The organism is Roseovarius sp., from assembly GCF_048262375.1.
In the GTDB taxonomy this organism is placed as follows: Bacteria; Pseudomonadota; Alphaproteobacteria; order Rhodobacterales; family Rhodobacteraceae; genus Roseovarius.
In genome coordinates, this window is sequence record NZ_JBLXFE010000038.1 from 1 (window position 1) to 15,018 (window position 15,018).

General features: G+C 62.4%; 17 protein-coding genes. 16 read left to right on the forward strand and 1 reads right to left on the reverse strand.

The features are described 5' to 3' along the window. The 4 genes from ACN0SW_RS19250 to ACN0SW_RS19265 form a co-directional block, all read left to right on the forward strand. The coding region (locus tag ACN0SW_RS19250) for a hypothetical protein (RefSeq protein WP_417729535.1) at positions 1-376 on the forward strand (376 nt) is incomplete at its 5' end. A 129-nt stretch (positions 377-505) separates the two neighbouring features. Continuing rightward, positions 506-775, forward strand: a complete 270-nt coding sequence (locus tag ACN0SW_RS19255) for a hypothetical protein (RefSeq protein WP_321186060.1) — start codon at positions 506-508, stop codon at positions 773-775. After that, entirely contained in the window at positions 772-1,089 is a 318-nt protein-coding gene (locus ACN0SW_RS19260; protein WP_417729536.1) for a type II toxin-antitoxin system RelE/ParE family toxin, read from the forward strand. Before ACN0SW_RS19255 ends, ACN0SW_RS19260 begins: the two co-directional genes overlap by 4 nt. 4 nt (positions 1,090-1,093) lie before the next feature. Continuing rightward, the gene (locus ACN0SW_RS19265; RefSeq protein WP_417729537.1) at positions 1,094-2,329 is read left to right on the forward strand and encodes a hypothetical protein; all 1,236 of its coding nucleotides are present in this window, start codon (positions 1,094-1,096) and stop codon (positions 2,327-2,329) included. Between the two features lie 108 nt (positions 2,330-2,437). On the opposite strand, the gene ACN0SW_RS19270 is transcribed toward ACN0SW_RS19265, so the two are convergent. Further along, complete coding sequence (locus tag ACN0SW_RS19270; protein WP_417729538.1) at positions 2,438-2,677, reverse strand: helix-turn-helix domain-containing protein; 240 nt, start codon at positions 2,675-2,677, stop codon at positions 2,438-2,440. 140 nt (positions 2,678-2,817) lie between these two features. Between ACN0SW_RS19270 and ACN0SW_RS19275 the strand changes: the two genes are divergently transcribed. The 12 genes from ACN0SW_RS19275 (at position 2,818) to ACN0SW_RS19330 (ending at position 14,894) form a co-directional block, all read left to right on the forward strand. Further along, positions 2,818-3,090, forward strand: coding sequence for a DNA -binding domain-containing protein (locus tag ACN0SW_RS19275; RefSeq protein WP_149884398.1), 273 nt, complete (start codon positions 2,818-2,820; stop codon positions 3,088-3,090). A 131-nt stretch (positions 3,091-3,221) separates the two neighbouring features. Continuing rightward, positions 3,222-3,392, forward strand: coding sequence for a transcriptional regulator domain-containing protein (locus ACN0SW_RS19280; RefSeq protein WP_417729539.1), 171 nt, complete (start codon positions 3,222-3,224; stop codon positions 3,390-3,392). Between the two features lie 73 nt (positions 3,393-3,465). After that, positions 3,466-3,966 (forward strand): DUF2285 domain-containing protein, encoded by a 501-nt coding sequence (locus ACN0SW_RS19285; RefSeq protein ID WP_417729540.1) that lies wholly within the window; start codon positions 3,466-3,468, stop codon positions 3,964-3,966. A 176-nt stretch (positions 3,967-4,142) separates the two neighbouring features. Continuing rightward, positions 4,143-4,424, forward strand: coding sequence for a helix-turn-helix transcriptional regulator (locus ACN0SW_RS19290; protein ID WP_417729541.1), 282 nt, complete (start codon positions 4,143-4,145; stop codon positions 4,422-4,424). 4 nt (positions 4,425-4,428) lie between these two features. Beyond that, entirely contained in the window at positions 4,429-4,887 is a 459-nt protein-coding gene (locus ACN0SW_RS19295) for a DUF2840 domain-containing protein (RefSeq protein WP_417729542.1), read from the forward strand. Beyond that, positions 4,884-5,411, forward strand: a complete 528-nt coding sequence (locus ACN0SW_RS19300; protein ID WP_149884402.1) for a S26 family signal peptidase — start codon at positions 4,884-4,886, stop codon at positions 5,409-5,411. Before ACN0SW_RS19295 ends, ACN0SW_RS19300 begins: the two co-directional genes overlap by 4 nt. Then, positions 5,398-6,102: a lytic transglycosylase domain-containing protein gene (locus ACN0SW_RS19305; protein WP_417729543.1), complete on the forward strand. Its 705-nt coding sequence runs from the start codon at positions 5,398-5,400 to the stop codon at positions 6,100-6,102. The genes ACN0SW_RS19300 and ACN0SW_RS19305 overlap by 14 nt, the downstream gene beginning before the upstream one ends. A 247-nt stretch (positions 6,103-6,349) precedes the next feature. Beyond that, positions 6,350-8,107 (forward strand): relaxase/mobilization nuclease domain-containing protein, encoded by a 1,758-nt coding sequence (locus ACN0SW_RS19310; RefSeq protein ID WP_417729544.1) that lies wholly within the window; start codon positions 6,350-6,352, stop codon positions 8,105-8,107. A gap of 17 nt (positions 8,108-8,124) precedes the next feature. Next, positions 8,125-10,119, forward strand: a complete 1,995-nt coding sequence (locus tag ACN0SW_RS19315) for a conjugal transfer protein TraG (protein ID WP_417729545.1) — start codon at positions 8,125-8,127, stop codon at positions 10,117-10,119. A gap of 9 nt (positions 10,120-10,128) precedes the next feature. Next, positions 10,129-10,566: a ribbon-helix-helix protein, CopG family gene (locus ACN0SW_RS19320; RefSeq protein WP_149884404.1), complete on the forward strand. Its 438-nt coding sequence runs from the start codon at positions 10,129-10,131 to the stop codon at positions 10,564-10,566. A gap of 126 nt (positions 10,567-10,692) precedes the next feature. Then, positions 10,693-13,443, forward strand: a complete 2,751-nt coding sequence (locus ACN0SW_RS19325) for a DEAD/DEAH box helicase family protein (protein WP_417729546.1) — start codon at positions 10,693-10,695, stop codon at positions 13,441-13,443. Then, positions 13,440-14,894 (forward strand): restriction endonuclease subunit S, encoded by a 1,455-nt coding sequence (locus ACN0SW_RS19330; RefSeq protein WP_417729547.1) that lies wholly within the window; start codon positions 13,440-13,442, stop codon positions 14,892-14,894. The genes ACN0SW_RS19325 and ACN0SW_RS19330 overlap by 4 nt, the downstream gene beginning before the upstream one ends. The last annotated feature ends 124 nt before the right edge of the window (positions 14,895-15,018 follow it).

The following is a 15,018-nucleotide window of genomic DNA, read 5'->3' on the forward strand; positions in this document are numbered from 1 at the left end:
CCTGCTCTTTGATCATCCCAATGATTTGCGCCTCGGAAAAACGGCTCTTTCGCATGTGTCTGCTCCTTCAGAGTTGACGCAGACTCTACATCACGGTGAGGGATTTCGCGGGGGGCAGGTCAATGGGCGGCTAGCAGATGAAGTGTCAGGTTGGGACTATGTCCATAATCGCCGAGGTCGTGAGCGGCGTCTTGGCGGGGATCATTCGAGCGTAATCATCCAGGCAGTTGAATGGGATTATGTCCTCTCAACATCACGCCAAGCGAACAGAGCCCTACTTGACGCGGCCGGTCTTGATCGTGCGCGAACGACAGATTTCACCAAACAACGTTCAATACAGGATGACAGTCAGGAGGGTACAAAGGCAGCTGAATAGGTGTCTGCTTTCTCGCTTGGTAATCCTTGCCTTGCTTATGCAGCATTTTTCCAGAATCCGCCCTCCCCAAAGTAGTTGCGAGTCTTCCGATCTTCGCTAAGATGACTAAGTCATACCTTGGAGGCAAGCATGACCGTCAAGACAACCCTCAGCTTCACCGATCGGCACCACCAGTTCCTCACCGACAAGGTGGGCCAAGGCGTCTTTGCCTCGCAAAGCGCGGCTGTGGCGGCGGCGCTAGAGCAGATGATGCGCGATGAAGAGGAGCGCGAGCTGGCCCTTGGCGCGATGGCCGAAGAAATTCGGGCGCGGCTCGACACTTCGCGCGCCGACTATGTCCCAGCCGAGGACGCCTTTGCCGCCGCGCGGGCCCGGCTGAAGGCTGCGCGTGGGGCGTGAGCTATCGCATCCGGTTCCATCCGGCGGTCGCGGAGGATCTCGACGCGATCACACGCTGGCTGATCGACTATGCCGGCCCGCAGACCGCCGCGCGCCGAGTGGACGAGATCGAGGCCACCATCGCTAGCCTCGCCGACCTGCCCCAGAAGGGCAGCCGCCGGGACGAGATCGCCCCCGGGCTGCGCGCCATCCCTGCAGGCCGCAAGGCCGTGATTTCCTTCACCGTCGACGATGATGCCCGCGAGGTTCATATCCACGCCGTGACCTACGCCGGGGCCGACTGGATCAGGCGCAGCAAAGCGCGCGGGCGGTAGCAGGATGGCGCGCAAACCTGTCCACAAATGGGCCTTCAAACCCGACATGCGCGCAAGTTCTTTCGGATGGCGCGGCTCCGCCAAGGCGATCGAGCGGTTGAAATCGGCCAGTGCGGAAATCCGGGCCGTCAATCGCGCTGAGCCTGTCACGGCGGCGGACGGCGTGGTCGCATTGGCCGCGCAGATATGGCCAGCGTTTGAGCATATCGATACCTCGTTGGGCGCACTTGGCACCGCTGTGCGCCGCACACTCGACGACCTTGTGCCGATCCTGATCGCCGCCCCTGCCGATGAAAAGACGCGCGCAAAATGGCTGGAGCAGTTGCGCGCAGCGATCGAGGACGATGGCGTCGACTACCTCGCCCCGATCTCGGAGCGGTTCGGCGAGATCGCGGCGTACCCCGCACTCATGACCCTGCATGCCGACCGTGATCTCGCCCTGATCCATCGCGCCTGGTCAGATTGCGAGCGGTATTCCCACGTCGGCACCGCGACGCTCACGCTGTCCTGCCTGCTCGAGGCCGGACGCTATGACGAATTGTTGGCGATCCTTGCGGTCAAGAAGACCCGGCTGTGGTTCGATGACAAATTCGGCGCCGAAGCCCTGCTTAGGCAGGATCGCGAGGATGACGCGCTCGCCTATGCCGAGGCACTTCTGGAGGGGGATCGCCAGACATGGGGCCACCACGACATCTGCCGGTTTTGCGAGGCGATCCTTGTACGGCAAGGCAAGGCAGACGAGGCCTATCGCAGGTTCGGCCCGCCCACAGCGAGCGGAAACACGTGGCTGGCGATGTGGCGCGATCTGGTCAGACGGTACCCTGACCGGGATGCCCGAGCATTAGTGGAAGACCTGATCGCGCTCCACGGTCGCAAGGGCAAATGGTTCGCTGCAGCCAAGACCGCGACGTATTTCGACATCGCCCTAGACTGCGCGGCCGATCATGAGGCGGCCCCGGCGACGCTCATCCGGGCCGCCCGCGATTTCGCGATCAAGGAACCCGCCTTCGCCGCCAAAGTCGCTCTGCATGCCATCAAGCATCTGCTTGCGGGCCGTGGCTATGAACCCAGCCCGTTCGACATCGATGAAGCGGTCGATCACCTGTTGACCGCCAGCACGCGGATCGACCGTCGGGACTGGGCCATTACAGCACTTCAGCGACTGATGGAGACCACGCCCGGCGATGATCTTATGCAACGGCGCCTTGGCCAGAAACTGACCGAACTCAGTGCTGAATAGCGGATTGATCGCTATCGAGAAGCAGCCTGCACGGCGCAATAAAACCAATCAATGCCCTGCCCTGACCTTGCACGTTTCGCCCAGAAAGCTGACTACCTAGACGATCAATCACGATGATCGGGAACGCGCATCGCCATCAGCGCGTTCTTCGATCAGCTTGGCGGGCGCCACATCCAGATGCGCCGCGACTCGCTGCAAGGTTTGCAGGATGACGTTCTGTTGGCCGCGCTCCATCGCGCTGACATGGGCGCGGTCGACATCCATCGCCGCCGCCAACGCGGCCTGTGTCAGCCCGCGCAGTTGGCGGTAGTGCTTGAGATTCCTTGCAAAAACAACGCGGATGTCCATCCGCGAGTAAAGAACCTATCGCGTATTTTGGGGCGACGTATTATAGTACTCATCTGCAGTTTGACTGACCGTGATCCGGCCTTGCACATGCAATCTGATGTGCTGTTATGGCCCTTAACGCCCAACGGCGAGGGGGAATCATGTCTGCCACTGGCACCACGCCGATCTCTGATCTCGCACCACAAGGCGATGATCTGACCGACTATGACCACGCACATATGACGCTCTATCTGCGCCTGTTCGACGCCGCAGAAAGCGGTGCAAGCCTGAAGGAAGTCAGCCAGATCCTGTTCGGCATCGATGCGGACAAGGAACCCGAACGTGCCCAGAAAATGTATGACAGCCACCTCGCCCGCGCCCGCTGGATGACGGAGCAAGGCTATCGCAAGCTGCTCGAGGGCCGGACTGGCTGAACTTTGCCCGATCCATCTGAGATCGGCGAACACCCGCGCAGGTTGCGCAAGGCAACCGTTCCTGCCGTCGTTTTGACGCGTCACCAAGCTATACTCATTGTTCATCGAAACAGCTGACGCGGAGCTTCGCCATGACCAAGAATTGGCAAGACGAAAAGGCGTACAAGCATTTCGACAGTCTCGACCTGTCCGGGCTGGCCTGGGAATGCTTGCGCCGCAATTCCGACTATCGCGCCAATTACCCGCAAATGCGGGATGGATTGAAATCACCGGCCGCATGGGGGTTGCGATTTCCCGGTTGATCCGGACATCGACGCACCCAATGCACCCGTGTTCTGGAAGCCATCAATCGCCCCGGCAGCGGTCGGGTATGTTGTGCCAGTCCCCGGCGGCGACACCGCCGCGCCGCACATCGATGCAGATGATCTGACCGTCATCGGAACGCAGGACGGCTTGATCTATGTGCGCCTCGCAACAGGCGCATTGCTTGTGCTGGATGCCAAAAGCATCCAACGCCCGATTGGGCTTCTGGTGCCGCTGGACGAACATTGGGCGGCACGGGTGGACACACTCAAGGCCCTCCGTGTGCAATTGCTGCGCCAGAAACGAACCCCTCCGCCCCTGACAACGCAGCAGCAGCGACGCATCCAGCTTGCACTGCGCACGCTCGATGCGCGCCGGGACCGTGCCAGCTACCAGACGATCGCGCGGCATTTGTTCGGCGCGGAGGCTGTGTCGCGCGAGCATTGGAAGACCAGCTCCCTGAAAGCCCAGATCACCCGACTGTCGGCCCATGGAACGCATCTGACCACCAAAGGCTATCGCTTTCTCCTTCTTGGCAAAGGACCAACGGGGCGCTCCAAGCCGCGCAGGTGATCACCGCGCGATCTCCGAATATCGAACCCCCATCAGCCCCTGATCCTGCTGGCCTTTGGGGGTGACGTTTTCGCGCCGCGATCTTCGTCATCCCTCCCCACGGCGCTCTTCCGCTTTGATGACCTCCGACAGCCCGCGACGCGCCGTCGCGGGGCCTAGCCACCGGAGATGCTCAAATGCCCGACCCAAACGAAGGACTCCCGCCCCGCTACCTCAGAACCCCGGAAGCCGCCCGATTTCTCGGCCTGTCTGGCCGTACGTTGGAAAAACACAGGACCTACGGGACCGGCCCGCGGTACTCGAAAATCGGCGGACGTGTCGTCTACGCGGTCGACGATCTGCAGGCCTGGGTCACGAGGGGCGAGAAGACCTCGACCTCGGACGAGACCGAAGACCGCGTTCTGCCCGCCAAACGCCATGCCGCCGTTTCGCCGGCCTATCTGCAGCGGGGGCGCTGAGCCGATGCAGACATTTGTCCACCTCACCTGGATCGAAGGGCGCATCGAGCGCTGGATCCGTTTCGGTCGGATTGCCGAGGAAACCATCCTGACGCACACGGAAAAGCGCGTGGCCTTCGCCCCCGGCGCAATCTTCGCGCTCGTCCGCTGGTCGTCGAACGACCACGGCACTGTTGAAAGCCGGATAGATATTCTGCGCGCCGTCGATGCAGGCGAACTCTGTTCGACGGTGCCCTGTGTCACGCCAGGCGGAGAGCTTTTGCTGCGCCTCTCCGGCTGGCCCAAGGTTGAGGCGGCCCTGCGGTCCGTCGATATCGTGGAAAGCTATGGCATCGCGCCGGAAGATGTCTGCCCCGATCATTGGCGGCACGTCCACAACCGCCTGACCGCTGCATTGGAGCCACGGCCTTACACCCCTGCCCGGCACGCGGCCTGGCTCAAGCGTCGCATGGTGACGACATGAGCGCGGCGGCCCCTCCCCTCCTCGCGGCCGGTTTGTCCCTCGGCTTGCTCGCTGCAGCACAGATCGACCGCGCACCGCGTCTGATCTGGAATGCCTCAGCAAGCGTGCCGGTCGGACTTTACGTTGTTCAAGCGTCAAACCCGCCATCATTGGGCGATCTCGTTGCCGTGCGCCTGCCGGAAGACCTGTCATCCCGGGTGGTTGAGCGCGGCTATGTCGGTGCGGATACCTTGCTGTTGAAACGCGTCGCGGCCGTCTCGGGCATGACGGTCTGTCGGAACAATCTCGAGATCACCATCGACGGCAGAGTAGTTGCCGAGGCAGCATCCGCTGACCAACAGGGCCGCCCGCTTCCCCGTTGGACGGGATGTGTCACGCTGGAGTCAGACGACGTTTTCTTGCTCATCACCGATGTCGCAGACAGCCTCGATGGACGGTATTTCGGCCCGATGTCAGCGGACACGATCCTCGGGCATGCCATCCCTCTTTGGACATATGGAGGGGCGGAAGATGCGTCGTCTTGAACGCGGACACAGCCGTCGGCACGCGGGCGTCACGACCGCGCTTGTACTGATCATCTGCATGCCGATCCCCGTGGCACCGTCCGCCGTGATCGCTCAGGACCGCAGTGTTCCAGCATCTGAGCAGCAACCCATCGACATCCATATCGCAGAAGCCGCGCGCAGGTTCGGCATCCCGCAGCCTTGGATCCGTGCTGTCATGGAGGTCGAGAGTGCGGGCAATCCGCGCGCGGTGAGCCACGCGGGCGCCATGGGGCTTATGCAGATCATGCCCGGCACCTGGGCCGAGTTGCGCGCAGCTTATGGGTTTGGCGATGATCCCTTCGATCGACGCGACAACATCCTGGCCGGTACTGCTTATCTGCGACAGATGTACGACCGGTTCGGGTCACCCGGCTTTCTCGCGGCTTACAATGTCGGGCCTGCACGGTACCAGAACCACCTTGATACCGGGCGCGCCCTGCCGCTTGAAACCCGCAATAACGTCGCCATCCTCGCGCCACTCATCGCCGATGGAACCGACGTCGCGCGGGCAGTGAACAACCCGCAGAGGACGCAGGACTGGCGCGACGCCCCGCTGTTCGCGGCAACGGCTGAGGCGAGTCAAACCCAAGGTGATGACACCCAACGGATTGCGTCTGACGCGTCTCAGAACGGGATTTTCGTGCCTCTAAGCCGGGGGCAAACGCCATGATCCGCAGAATCGCCCCATGGCGAGGTCTGGAAAGCCCGGTCGCAGGAATGTGCCGGAGAGGGTCGACGCGCAGGATCTCAACAGAAAGAGCGCGAGATAAAAGAGGTGCCGCAAGCGGGCCTCAAGCTGTTGCTTCTCTGCGAGGATTTGCGCGGCACATCCGAGCTGCATGCCGCAGGACTTCAGCTAGAGATATGATTTATAGACCCTTTTCATGCGGCAGCTGGTCTTGCAAGCGAGTGCGACCATGACCCGGCGCGACAATGACCTCCGCATACGGCCCGGTCGAATTCGCGACAGCGGCAGGACCTCGAAGCAACCCACACGCTTCGTCAACGAGGTGATGCGCGCCGCGCGGAAATCCGGGCATACCGGCTATCGTATCGGCCCGGGCAGCACGCGTTCCGGCAACGCCACTTTCGGGCGCGGACGGTTTGCCCGGACGGCCAGAGGCCTGACCCGCACCTCCCGGCGCGTCGTCGTGAAGGCGCGTATCGTGCGCCACCAGGGCAAGCGCTTTCGCTCCGCGCCCATGGCCAAGCATCTCGGCTACCTGCAGCGTGACGGCGTCGGTCAGGACGGGCGCGACGCAGACCTGTTCGGGTCTGAACGCGATGATCTTGACCGGGGCGGCTTTGCGGCGCGCTGCGAAGAGGACCGGCATCATTTCCGGTTTATCGTCTCGCCGGAAGATGCCACCGAGCTTGAGGACCTGCGCGCTTTCACCCGGGATCTGATGGCCCGCGCGGAGCGGGATCTCGGAACCGGATTGGACTGGGTCGCCGTCGATCACTGGAACACCGACAATCCGCATATCCACATTTTGGTGCGTGGAAAGGCCGACGATGGCCGCGATCTCGTCATCTCGCGTGACTACATCAGCCGGGGGCTTCGAGCGCGCGCGGAAGACCTCGTGCAACTGGAGCTGGGCCCCCGCAGCGAGCGGGAGATTTCCCAAGCGCTGGAAACGCAGGTCACGGCGGAGCGCTGGACCGATCTCGACCGCGGTCTGCGATCCCTGGCGGACGATCATGCCGGCATCGCCGACCTGCGGCGCGGCACGCCGGACCCCCGCGATCCGGAGCTGCGCCGCTTGATGATCGGGCGTGCCCAGGCGCTGGAGAGGCTCGGGCTGGCCAAACAAATCGCCCCTGCCGTCTGGGAGTTGAAACCGACTGCCGAAGACACTCTGCGCGAGCTTGGGATGCGCGGCGACATTATCAAACGGATGCACCGGGCCATGGGTGCCGAGCGCCACCGCGCGGCGGGTGATTTCGCCATCGAAGGCACGCCCACCGCGCCAATCCTCGGGCGGCTGGTGGAACGCGGCTTTCATGACGACCACGCCGGGACCAGCTACGCGATCATCGACGGTGTTGATGGTCGCGTTCATCACCTGCGCTTCCGGGATCTCGATGCGACCGGCGACACGCCACAAGGTGGTATCGTCGAAACCCGGCTCTGGACAGGGAAGACGGATGGGACGCCGCAACTGTCTCTTGTCGGTCGATCCGATCTGTCGCTGGCCGCCCAGATCGAGGCTGATGGCGCCACCTGGCTCGACCGCTTGCATCTTGCCCGAGACCGCGCACCGCTGAGCGGTGCTGGATTTGGCGCAGAGGTTCGCCAGGCATTGGAGCGCCGCTCGGATCACCTTGTCGCCGAAGGCCTCGCCCGACGGCACGGTCAGCGCGTGACCTTTGCCCGCGATCTGCTGGCCACCCTGCGCAACCGCGAACTGGACGCCATCGCTCAAGACCTCAGCACACAAACCGGCCTCCCCCGTTACAAGCCGACCGAGGGCGAACCCGTCGCAGGGACATTCCGCCAACGCCTCGATCTCGCCTCGGGCCGATTCGCCATGATCGATGATGGTCTCGGCTTCTCGCTCGTCCCCTGGACCCCGCAACTCGAACGCCATCTCGGCCAAACCGTCACGGGCACGATGACGCCCGGCGGCGGGATCGATTGGAGCCTGGGGCGCAAGCGCGGGCTGAGCCTCTGAGCAGAAAGGACATCACCATGAGCCGTCAGGACACGTCATCGGCCACCAAGATCCTCTGGGGCCAGATCCTCATCGTCAGCCTCGTGGCGCTGCTCTTCGTCTGGGCAGCGACGCAATGGGTCGCGTTTCGTCTGGGGTTCCAATCCCAGCTTGGCGCGTCTCTCACCGCCCTTTTCGGCCTGCCGATCTATCGCCCGTGGCAGGTCTTCACCTGGTGGTATTGGTATGATGCCTACGCGCCGCGCGTCTTCATGGAAGGAGCCGCGATCGCCGGCGCAGGCGGGATCGCCGCCATTGCCGTCGCGATCTTGCTGTCGGTCCTGCGGGCGCGTGAGGCGAGCGACGTGACAACCTATGGCTCTGCCAGATGGGCAAGCCCCAAAGATATCACCGCCGCTGGGCTGTTCGCAGACGACGGGGTCGTGCTGGGCCGCCTCGACAAGCACTACCTCCGGCATGATGGTCCGGAACACGTGCTGTGCTTCGCGCCCACCCGCTCCGGCAAGGGCGTCGGTCTCGTCATCCCAAGCCTGCTGACCTGGCCGGGCTCCGCGATTGTCCACGACATCAAGGGCGAGAACTGGCAGCTGACGTCCGGATGGCGGGCGCGGTTCGGGCGTGTCCTGCTCTTCGATCCGACCAACGCGGCCAGCGCAGCCTACAATCCGCTGCTCGAGGTTCGCCGCGGGGAGCGCGAGGTGCGGGACGTGCAAAACATCGCCGACATCCTCGTCGATCCCGAAGGCCAGCTCGAGCGGCGGAACCATTGGGAGAAGACCAGCCATTCCCTTCTGGTCGGCGCGATCCTGCATGTCCTCTATGCCGAAAACGACAAGACACTGGCTGGCGTCGCCGCCTTCCTGTCCGATCCGCGGCGTCCTATCGCCGCCACACTGACTGCAATGATGCGGACTGCCCATCTCGGAGATCGCCCGCATCCTGTTGTCGCCCAGGCCGCGCGCGAGCTGCTGAACAAATCCGAGAACGAACGCTCCGGCGTCCTGTCGACGGCCATGTCCTTCCTAAGCCTGTACCGCGACCCCGTGATCGCCGCTGTGACCCGGCGCTGCGACTGGCGGATCGATGATCTGGTCTCGGATGCGCGGCCGCTCACCCTCTACCTCGTGGTACCCCCGTCAGACATCTCCCGTACGAAACCGCTGGTCCGGCTGATCCTGAACCAGATCGGTCGTCGTCTGACAGAAGAATTGCACAACACCAACCGCAAGCACCGCCTTCTGTTCATGCTCGACGAGTTCCCCGCCCTCGGCCGTCTCGACTTCTTCGAATCCCAGCTCGCCTTCATGGCGGGCTACGGTCTCAAGGCCTTCCTGATCGCCCAGTCGCTGAACCAGATCGAAAAGGCCTATGGCCAGAACAACGCCATCCTGGACAACTGCCATGTCCGCGTCGCTTTCGCGACCAATGACGAGCGCACGGCGAAGCGCCTGTCCGACGCCCTCGGCACCACGACCGAACTGCGCGCGATGAAAAACTATGCCGGGCACCGCCTGTCGCCCTGGCTCGGACATCTGATGGTCTCGCGCCAGGAAACCGCCCGCGCCTTGCTGACCCCCGGTGAGATCATGCAGCTGCCGCCCGACGACGAAATCATCCTCGTGTCGGGCGCAGCACCGATCCGGGCACAAAAAGTGCGATACTTCCGCAACGCACAACTGACGGCAAGGATCCACGAGCCGCCTGTCGTCGAAGTATCTGCATTCGTCAACCCCGTGGAAACCGATGATTGGAGCAGTCTTCAGCCAGTCGCACCGCCCCAAGAAACTGGTGTGAACAAGCCCGCTGACGATACAGATGGCGGCATCCGACGAGAGCCTGAAATCCCAGAACATGAGGATGTGGCGCCCGAACTGCCGTTCCCGCGCGAGGAATTCGCCGCCCTCGAAGACGAACCTGACGACGAGACCCAACGCGCCCGCGCCATGCAGACCCGCTTCCGCACCGTCGCGCGTCAAGCGGCCCTCGATCCGGACGACGGCATCGATCTGTGATGTGGCGTCATGAAGAAAGCCAAGATCACAGCCTATGTCGACCCAGCCCTCTTCGACGAAATCGACGCACTGGCGGCGCGGCGGCGCGTTCCCAAAACCCAGATTATCGAGGCGGCATTGGCGTCGTTCCTGTCACCCGACAGCGCAGAACAGAACGAAGCCGCGATCGTCCGTAGGCTGGACCGCCTGACCCGGTCGCTCGAACGGCTGGAACGCGATCAGGAGATCACGACCGAGGCGCTGGCGCTGTTCGTCCGCTTCTGGCTGACAACGACCCCACCTTTGCCGGATGACGTCTACGCGGCAGCCAAAGCGAAGGGGAAAGAGCGGTACGGCGGGTTCGTTGGGACGCTGGCAGGGCGGTTGGCGAAGGGCTCAACGCTGACCAAAGAGCTCATCCAAGATTTGCCGGCAGAACGACCAGGCTCATCCGACGGCATCGACTGAACGTCTTGCTCCAGCGATTCTCGGTGCAACAGCGGGAATTAGGCACCCTCCCCCTACGCTCGCCAATTGCCTTTTCGCTAATCGAGCGCCATGATTGAAAAAGTATAGCAATTTCAGGCGTTATGCGTGTCACCTGATGTCAACCAAACCCCCGAGCAGCTCGCCCGGGACCGGATCGATGAACGCCTGCGGGCGTCCGGTTGGCATGTCCAGGACAAGGACGCGCTTGATTTCAACGCCGGGCTTGGCGTGGCCGTGCGTGAGTACCAGACGGACATTGGTCCCGCTGACTACGTTCTCTTCGCCGGCAGGCACGCGGTCGGCGTGGTCGAAGCCAAGCCCGACAGCTGGGGTGTCCGCCTGACTTCGGTCGAGGAGCAATCCGAGGGCTACGCCAACGCCAAGCTGAAATGGGTCAACAACGCCGAACCGCTCCCGTTCCTCTACGAGAGCACAGGTCAAGTCACCCGCTTCACCAATGCCCGCGATCCTAACCCTCGTTCGCGCGAGGTCTTCACCTTTCACCGCCCCGAAACCCTAAAATCCTGGGCTGAAGCGCCAAAGAGCCTTCGCGCGGGTATCGCAGCCCTGCCGGGTCTCAACCCGGACGGCCTGCGCGACTGCCAGATCAAGGCGATCACGAACCTCGAAACGTCGCTCAAGGCCGACAAGCCCCGCGCCCTCGTCCAGATGGCGACCGGGTCGGGCAAGACCTTCACCGCGATCACACAGGTCTACCGCCTGCTCAAGCACGCCGGCGCGCGCCGCATCCTGTTCCTCGTCGACACCAAGAACCTCGGCGAGCAGGCAGAACAGGAGTTCATGGCCTTCATCCCGAACGACGACAACCGCAAGTTCACCGAACTCTACAACGTCCAGCGCCTCACCTCGCCCTCCATCGCGAACGACAGCCAGGTCGTCATCTCCACGATCCAGCGCATGTACGCCACGCTCAAGGGCGAGGAACTGAACGAAGGTGCCGAAGACGAAAACCCGGCCGAGCAGAAATGGCGCCGCAAGGAGCCGCTGCCGGTCGTCTACAACGCCAAGCTGCCGCCGGAATACTTTGACGTCGTCGTGATCGATGAATGCCACCGCTCCATCTACAACCTCTGGCGTCAGGTCATTGAATACTTCGACGCCTACCTGATAGGCCTGACGGCCACCCCCGACAACCGTACCTACGGCTTCTTCCAGAAGAACGTGGTCAGCGAGTACACCCACGAGAAGGCCGTCGCGGACAAAGTCAATGTTGGCAACGAAATTTACCTGATCGAAACCGAAATCACGCAGGGCGGCGAAACCCTCAAAGCAGAGCAACTGGTCGAGAAGCGCGAACGCGAGACCCGCGCGCGCCGATGGGAAACGCAGGACGACGAACAGGTCTACGCCGCGACCCAGCTTGACCGCTCCGTCGTAAACCCCGACCAGATCCGTACTGTCATACGCACCTTCCGCGACAAGTGGCCCGAGATTTTCCCCGGTCGCAAGGAAGTGCCTAAAACCCTGATTTTTGCCAAGACCGACAGCCATGCCGACGACATCATCCAGACCGTCCGGCAGGAGTTCGGCGAGGGCAACGACTTCTGCCGCAAAATCACCAATGGCGCGAAGAACCCCAAATCCTCACTCTCCGCCTTCCGCAACGACTATTACCCGCGCATCGCCGTCACCGTGGACATGATCGCCACCGGCACCGACGTGAAACCGCTCGAATGCCTGATCTTCATGCGCGACGTGAAGTCGAAGAACTACTTCGAGCAGATGAAGGGCCGTGGCACCCGTGTCCTGAAACCCGATGACCTGAAGAAGGTCTCCCCCTCTGCCCAGGCCAAGACCCATTACGTGATCGTTGATGCCGTCGGCGTCACCAAGTCGCTCAAGACCGCGAGCCAGCCGCTCGACACCAAGCCCTCGATCCCCTTCAAGGACCTCGCCATGGGGCTGATGATGGGCGACCGGTCCGAGGAAACTGTCAGCTCGCTCGCCGCCCGTCTGTCACGGCTCGACAACAAGCTCGGTGCCGAGGATCAGGAAAAGATCACAACCGAGGCCGGCAAACCTCTCACCGCCATCGTGCGCGACCTGTTCGACGCCATCGACCCCGACAAGGTGGAGGCCGACGCCAAGGCCGCCGGCCACCCCGAACCCGACGACGCCGCCATGAACGCCGCGCGCGACGAACGGATCAAACACGCCGCCAACGTCTTCACCGGCCCGCTCATCAACCTGATGGACACGATCCGCCGCGACAACGAACAGACCATCGACCATGACAACCTGGACACGCTTCTGCGCGCGGAATGGGCGGGCGATGTGGCCGAGAACGCCAAGCAGATCGCGCAGGAGTTCGAGGCGTACCTGACCGAGAACCGCGACGAGGTCGAGGCGCTGTCGATCTATTTCAACACCCCCGCCCGTCGGGCGCAGGTCACCTACGCCATGATCAAGGACGTGCTGAAGAAACTGACCGAGGATCGGCCACGCCTCGCCCCGCTCACCGTCTGGCGCGCCTATGCGCATCTCGACGACTACACGGGCAGCAACCCGGCCAGCGACCTGACTGCGCTGGTGGCGCTGATCCGCCGCGTCTCCGGGCTGGATGAAACCCTCACCCGCCATTCCGAACGGGTGCGACGCAACTTCCAGAACTGGGTGCTGAATCGCCACTCGGGCGCGGGCGAGAAATTCACCGAGGAACAGATGGACTGGCTGCGCATGATCCGCGACCACCTCGCCACCTCCTTCACCATCGAGCGCGACGATCTGGAAATGGCTCCCTTCGACGGCAAGGGCGGGATGGGGCAGATGTATGCGCTGTTCGGCGACGGCATGGACGAGGTCATGACCGAGATGAATGAGGCGCTTTCGGCATGACGGAATTGCCTGCCACATGGGCTAACGCGAAGTTCTCAGATTTCGGAACATGGATCGGGGGTGGCACACCCTCCAAAGCCAACCCTCGTTTCTGGAATGGTCCCATTCCATGGGTTTCCCCAAAGGACATGAAAACGAAGGTCATTCGCAAGGCCATTGACGGCATCACAGAGGAAGCGGTCGAAAACTCAGCGGCGAAGCTGGTGCCTGCGGGATCGGTCCTGATCGTGACCCGCTCGGGAATCCTTGCGCACACTCTCCCCATTGCGGTCACCGCAGTTGAGAGCACGCTCAACCAAGACCTCAAGGCGCTCGCTCTCCCGGATGGCATTGGTTCGGAATATATCGCATGGGGAATGCGAGCTTTCGAGCAACGCATTCTCGACAAGTGTCGAAAGGGCGGAACAACAGTTCACAGCATCGAGATGCCGCGCCTTGCATCATTCGAGTTGCCGATCGCCCCCACCAACGAACAACGTCGCATCGTGGAGAAGATCGAGGCGATGTTCGACGAGATCGACAAGGGGGTCGAGAGCCTGCAAACGGCGCGCACGACCCTCGGCCTCTACCGCCAGTCCCTGCTGAAATCCGCCTTCGAAGGCCGCCTCACCGCCGACTGGCGCGCGCAGAACGCCGACAAACTGGGAACCCCCGAAACCCTCCTCGCCCGCATCCGGCACGAACGCGACACCCGCTACAAAACCGCCCTCGACACCTGGCAAGACGCCCTCGCCAAATGGCGCGCAGATGGCGAAAAGGGCAAGAAACCCGCTAAACCGAAGCGGCCAACAACGTTCCCGGACCAGCTGCAAAATCTTCGGATTGAGTTGCCCGATCTACCCCACGGTTGGACATGGGCGCACTTGGGTCTGTGCTCGTCAGGACCCGAGTATGGAACGGCGGCGAAGTCTGCGGACACCGGAGCAGTTCCCGTCATCCGGATGGGCAACCTCCAACGGGGCCGCATCGACTGGGGCAACCTAGCATTTACCTCTGATCCGGATGAAATCGAACAGTATTCCCTGAAACCCGGAGATGTCCTGTTCAACAGAACGAACAGCCCGGAACTCGTCGGCAAGACTTCGATCTACAAGGGAGAACGCCCGGCGTTGTTCGCTGGCTACTTGGTGCGCGTCAACCAGATCGAAGAAATCACCTCCGGTCCGTATTTGACCTACTTCCTGAATTCTCCCATCGCTAGCGAACATGGAAAAACCGTGAAGACTGACGGTGTAAACCAATCCAACATCAATGCGAGTAAGTTGCAGGAATATCCTTTTCCATACTGCTCCTCCGCCGAACAAGCCGAAATCGTCCGCATCCTTGACGAAAAACTCGAAGCCGCCGACGCGCTCGAAGCCGAGATCGACGCCGCCCTCACCCGCGCCGACGCCCTGCGCCAATCCATCCTGAAAAAAGCCTTCTCCGGCCAGCTCGTCCCCCAGGACTGACCTGCCCCCCGCGAAATCCCTCACCGTGATGTAGAGTCTGCGCCAACTCTGAAGGAGCAGACCCATGCGAAAGAGCCGTTTTTTCGAGGCGCAAATCATTGGGATGATCAAAGAGCAGAAGGCC

Bases quoted from the DNA above. Each gene is read 5' to 3' on its own strand.
- ACN0SW_RS19280 (WP_417729539.1), top strand. From the start codon at position 3,222: ATGACCAAGAATTGGCAAGACGAAAAGGCGTACAAGCATTTCGACAGT.
- ACN0SW_RS19265 (WP_417729537.1), top strand. From the start codon at position 1,094: ATGGCGCGCAAACCTGTCCACAAATGGGCCTTCAAACCCGACATGCGC.
- ACN0SW_RS19255 (WP_321186060.1), top strand. From the start codon at position 506: ATGACCGTCAAGACAACCCTCAGCTTCACCGATCGGCACCACCAGTTC.
- ACN0SW_RS19290 (WP_417729541.1), top strand. From the start codon at position 4,143: ATGCCCGACCCAAACGAAGGACTCCCGCCCCGCTACCTCAGAACCCCG.
- ACN0SW_RS19300 (WP_149884402.1), top strand. From the start codon at position 4,884: ATGAGCGCGGCGGCCCCTCCCCTCCTCGCGGCCGGTTTGTCCCTCGGC.
- ACN0SW_RS19330 (WP_417729547.1), top strand. From the start codon at position 13,440: ATGACGGAATTGCCTGCCACATGGGCTAACGCGAAGTTCTCAGATTTC.
- ACN0SW_RS19270 (WP_417729538.1), bottom strand. From the start codon at position 2,677: ATGGACATCCGCGTTGTTTTTGCAAGGAATCTCAAGCACTACCGCCAA.
- ACN0SW_RS19305 (WP_417729543.1), top strand. From the start codon at position 5,398: ATGCGTCGTCTTGAACGCGGACACAGCCGTCGGCACGCGGGCGTCACG.
- ACN0SW_RS19315 (WP_417729545.1), top strand. From the start codon at position 8,125: ATGAGCCGTCAGGACACGTCATCGGCCACCAAGATCCTCTGGGGCCAG.
- ACN0SW_RS19320 (WP_149884404.1), top strand. From the start codon at position 10,129: ATGAAGAAAGCCAAGATCACAGCCTATGTCGACCCAGCCCTCTTCGAC.
- ACN0SW_RS19310 (WP_417729544.1), top strand. From the start codon at position 6,350: ATGACCCGGCGCGACAATGACCTCCGCATACGGCCCGGTCGAATTCGC.
- ACN0SW_RS19275 (WP_149884398.1), top strand. From the start codon at position 2,818: ATGTCTGCCACTGGCACCACGCCGATCTCTGATCTCGCACCACAAGGC.
- ACN0SW_RS19295 (WP_417729542.1), top strand. From the start codon at position 4,429: ATGCAGACATTTGTCCACCTCACCTGGATCGAAGGGCGCATCGAGCGC.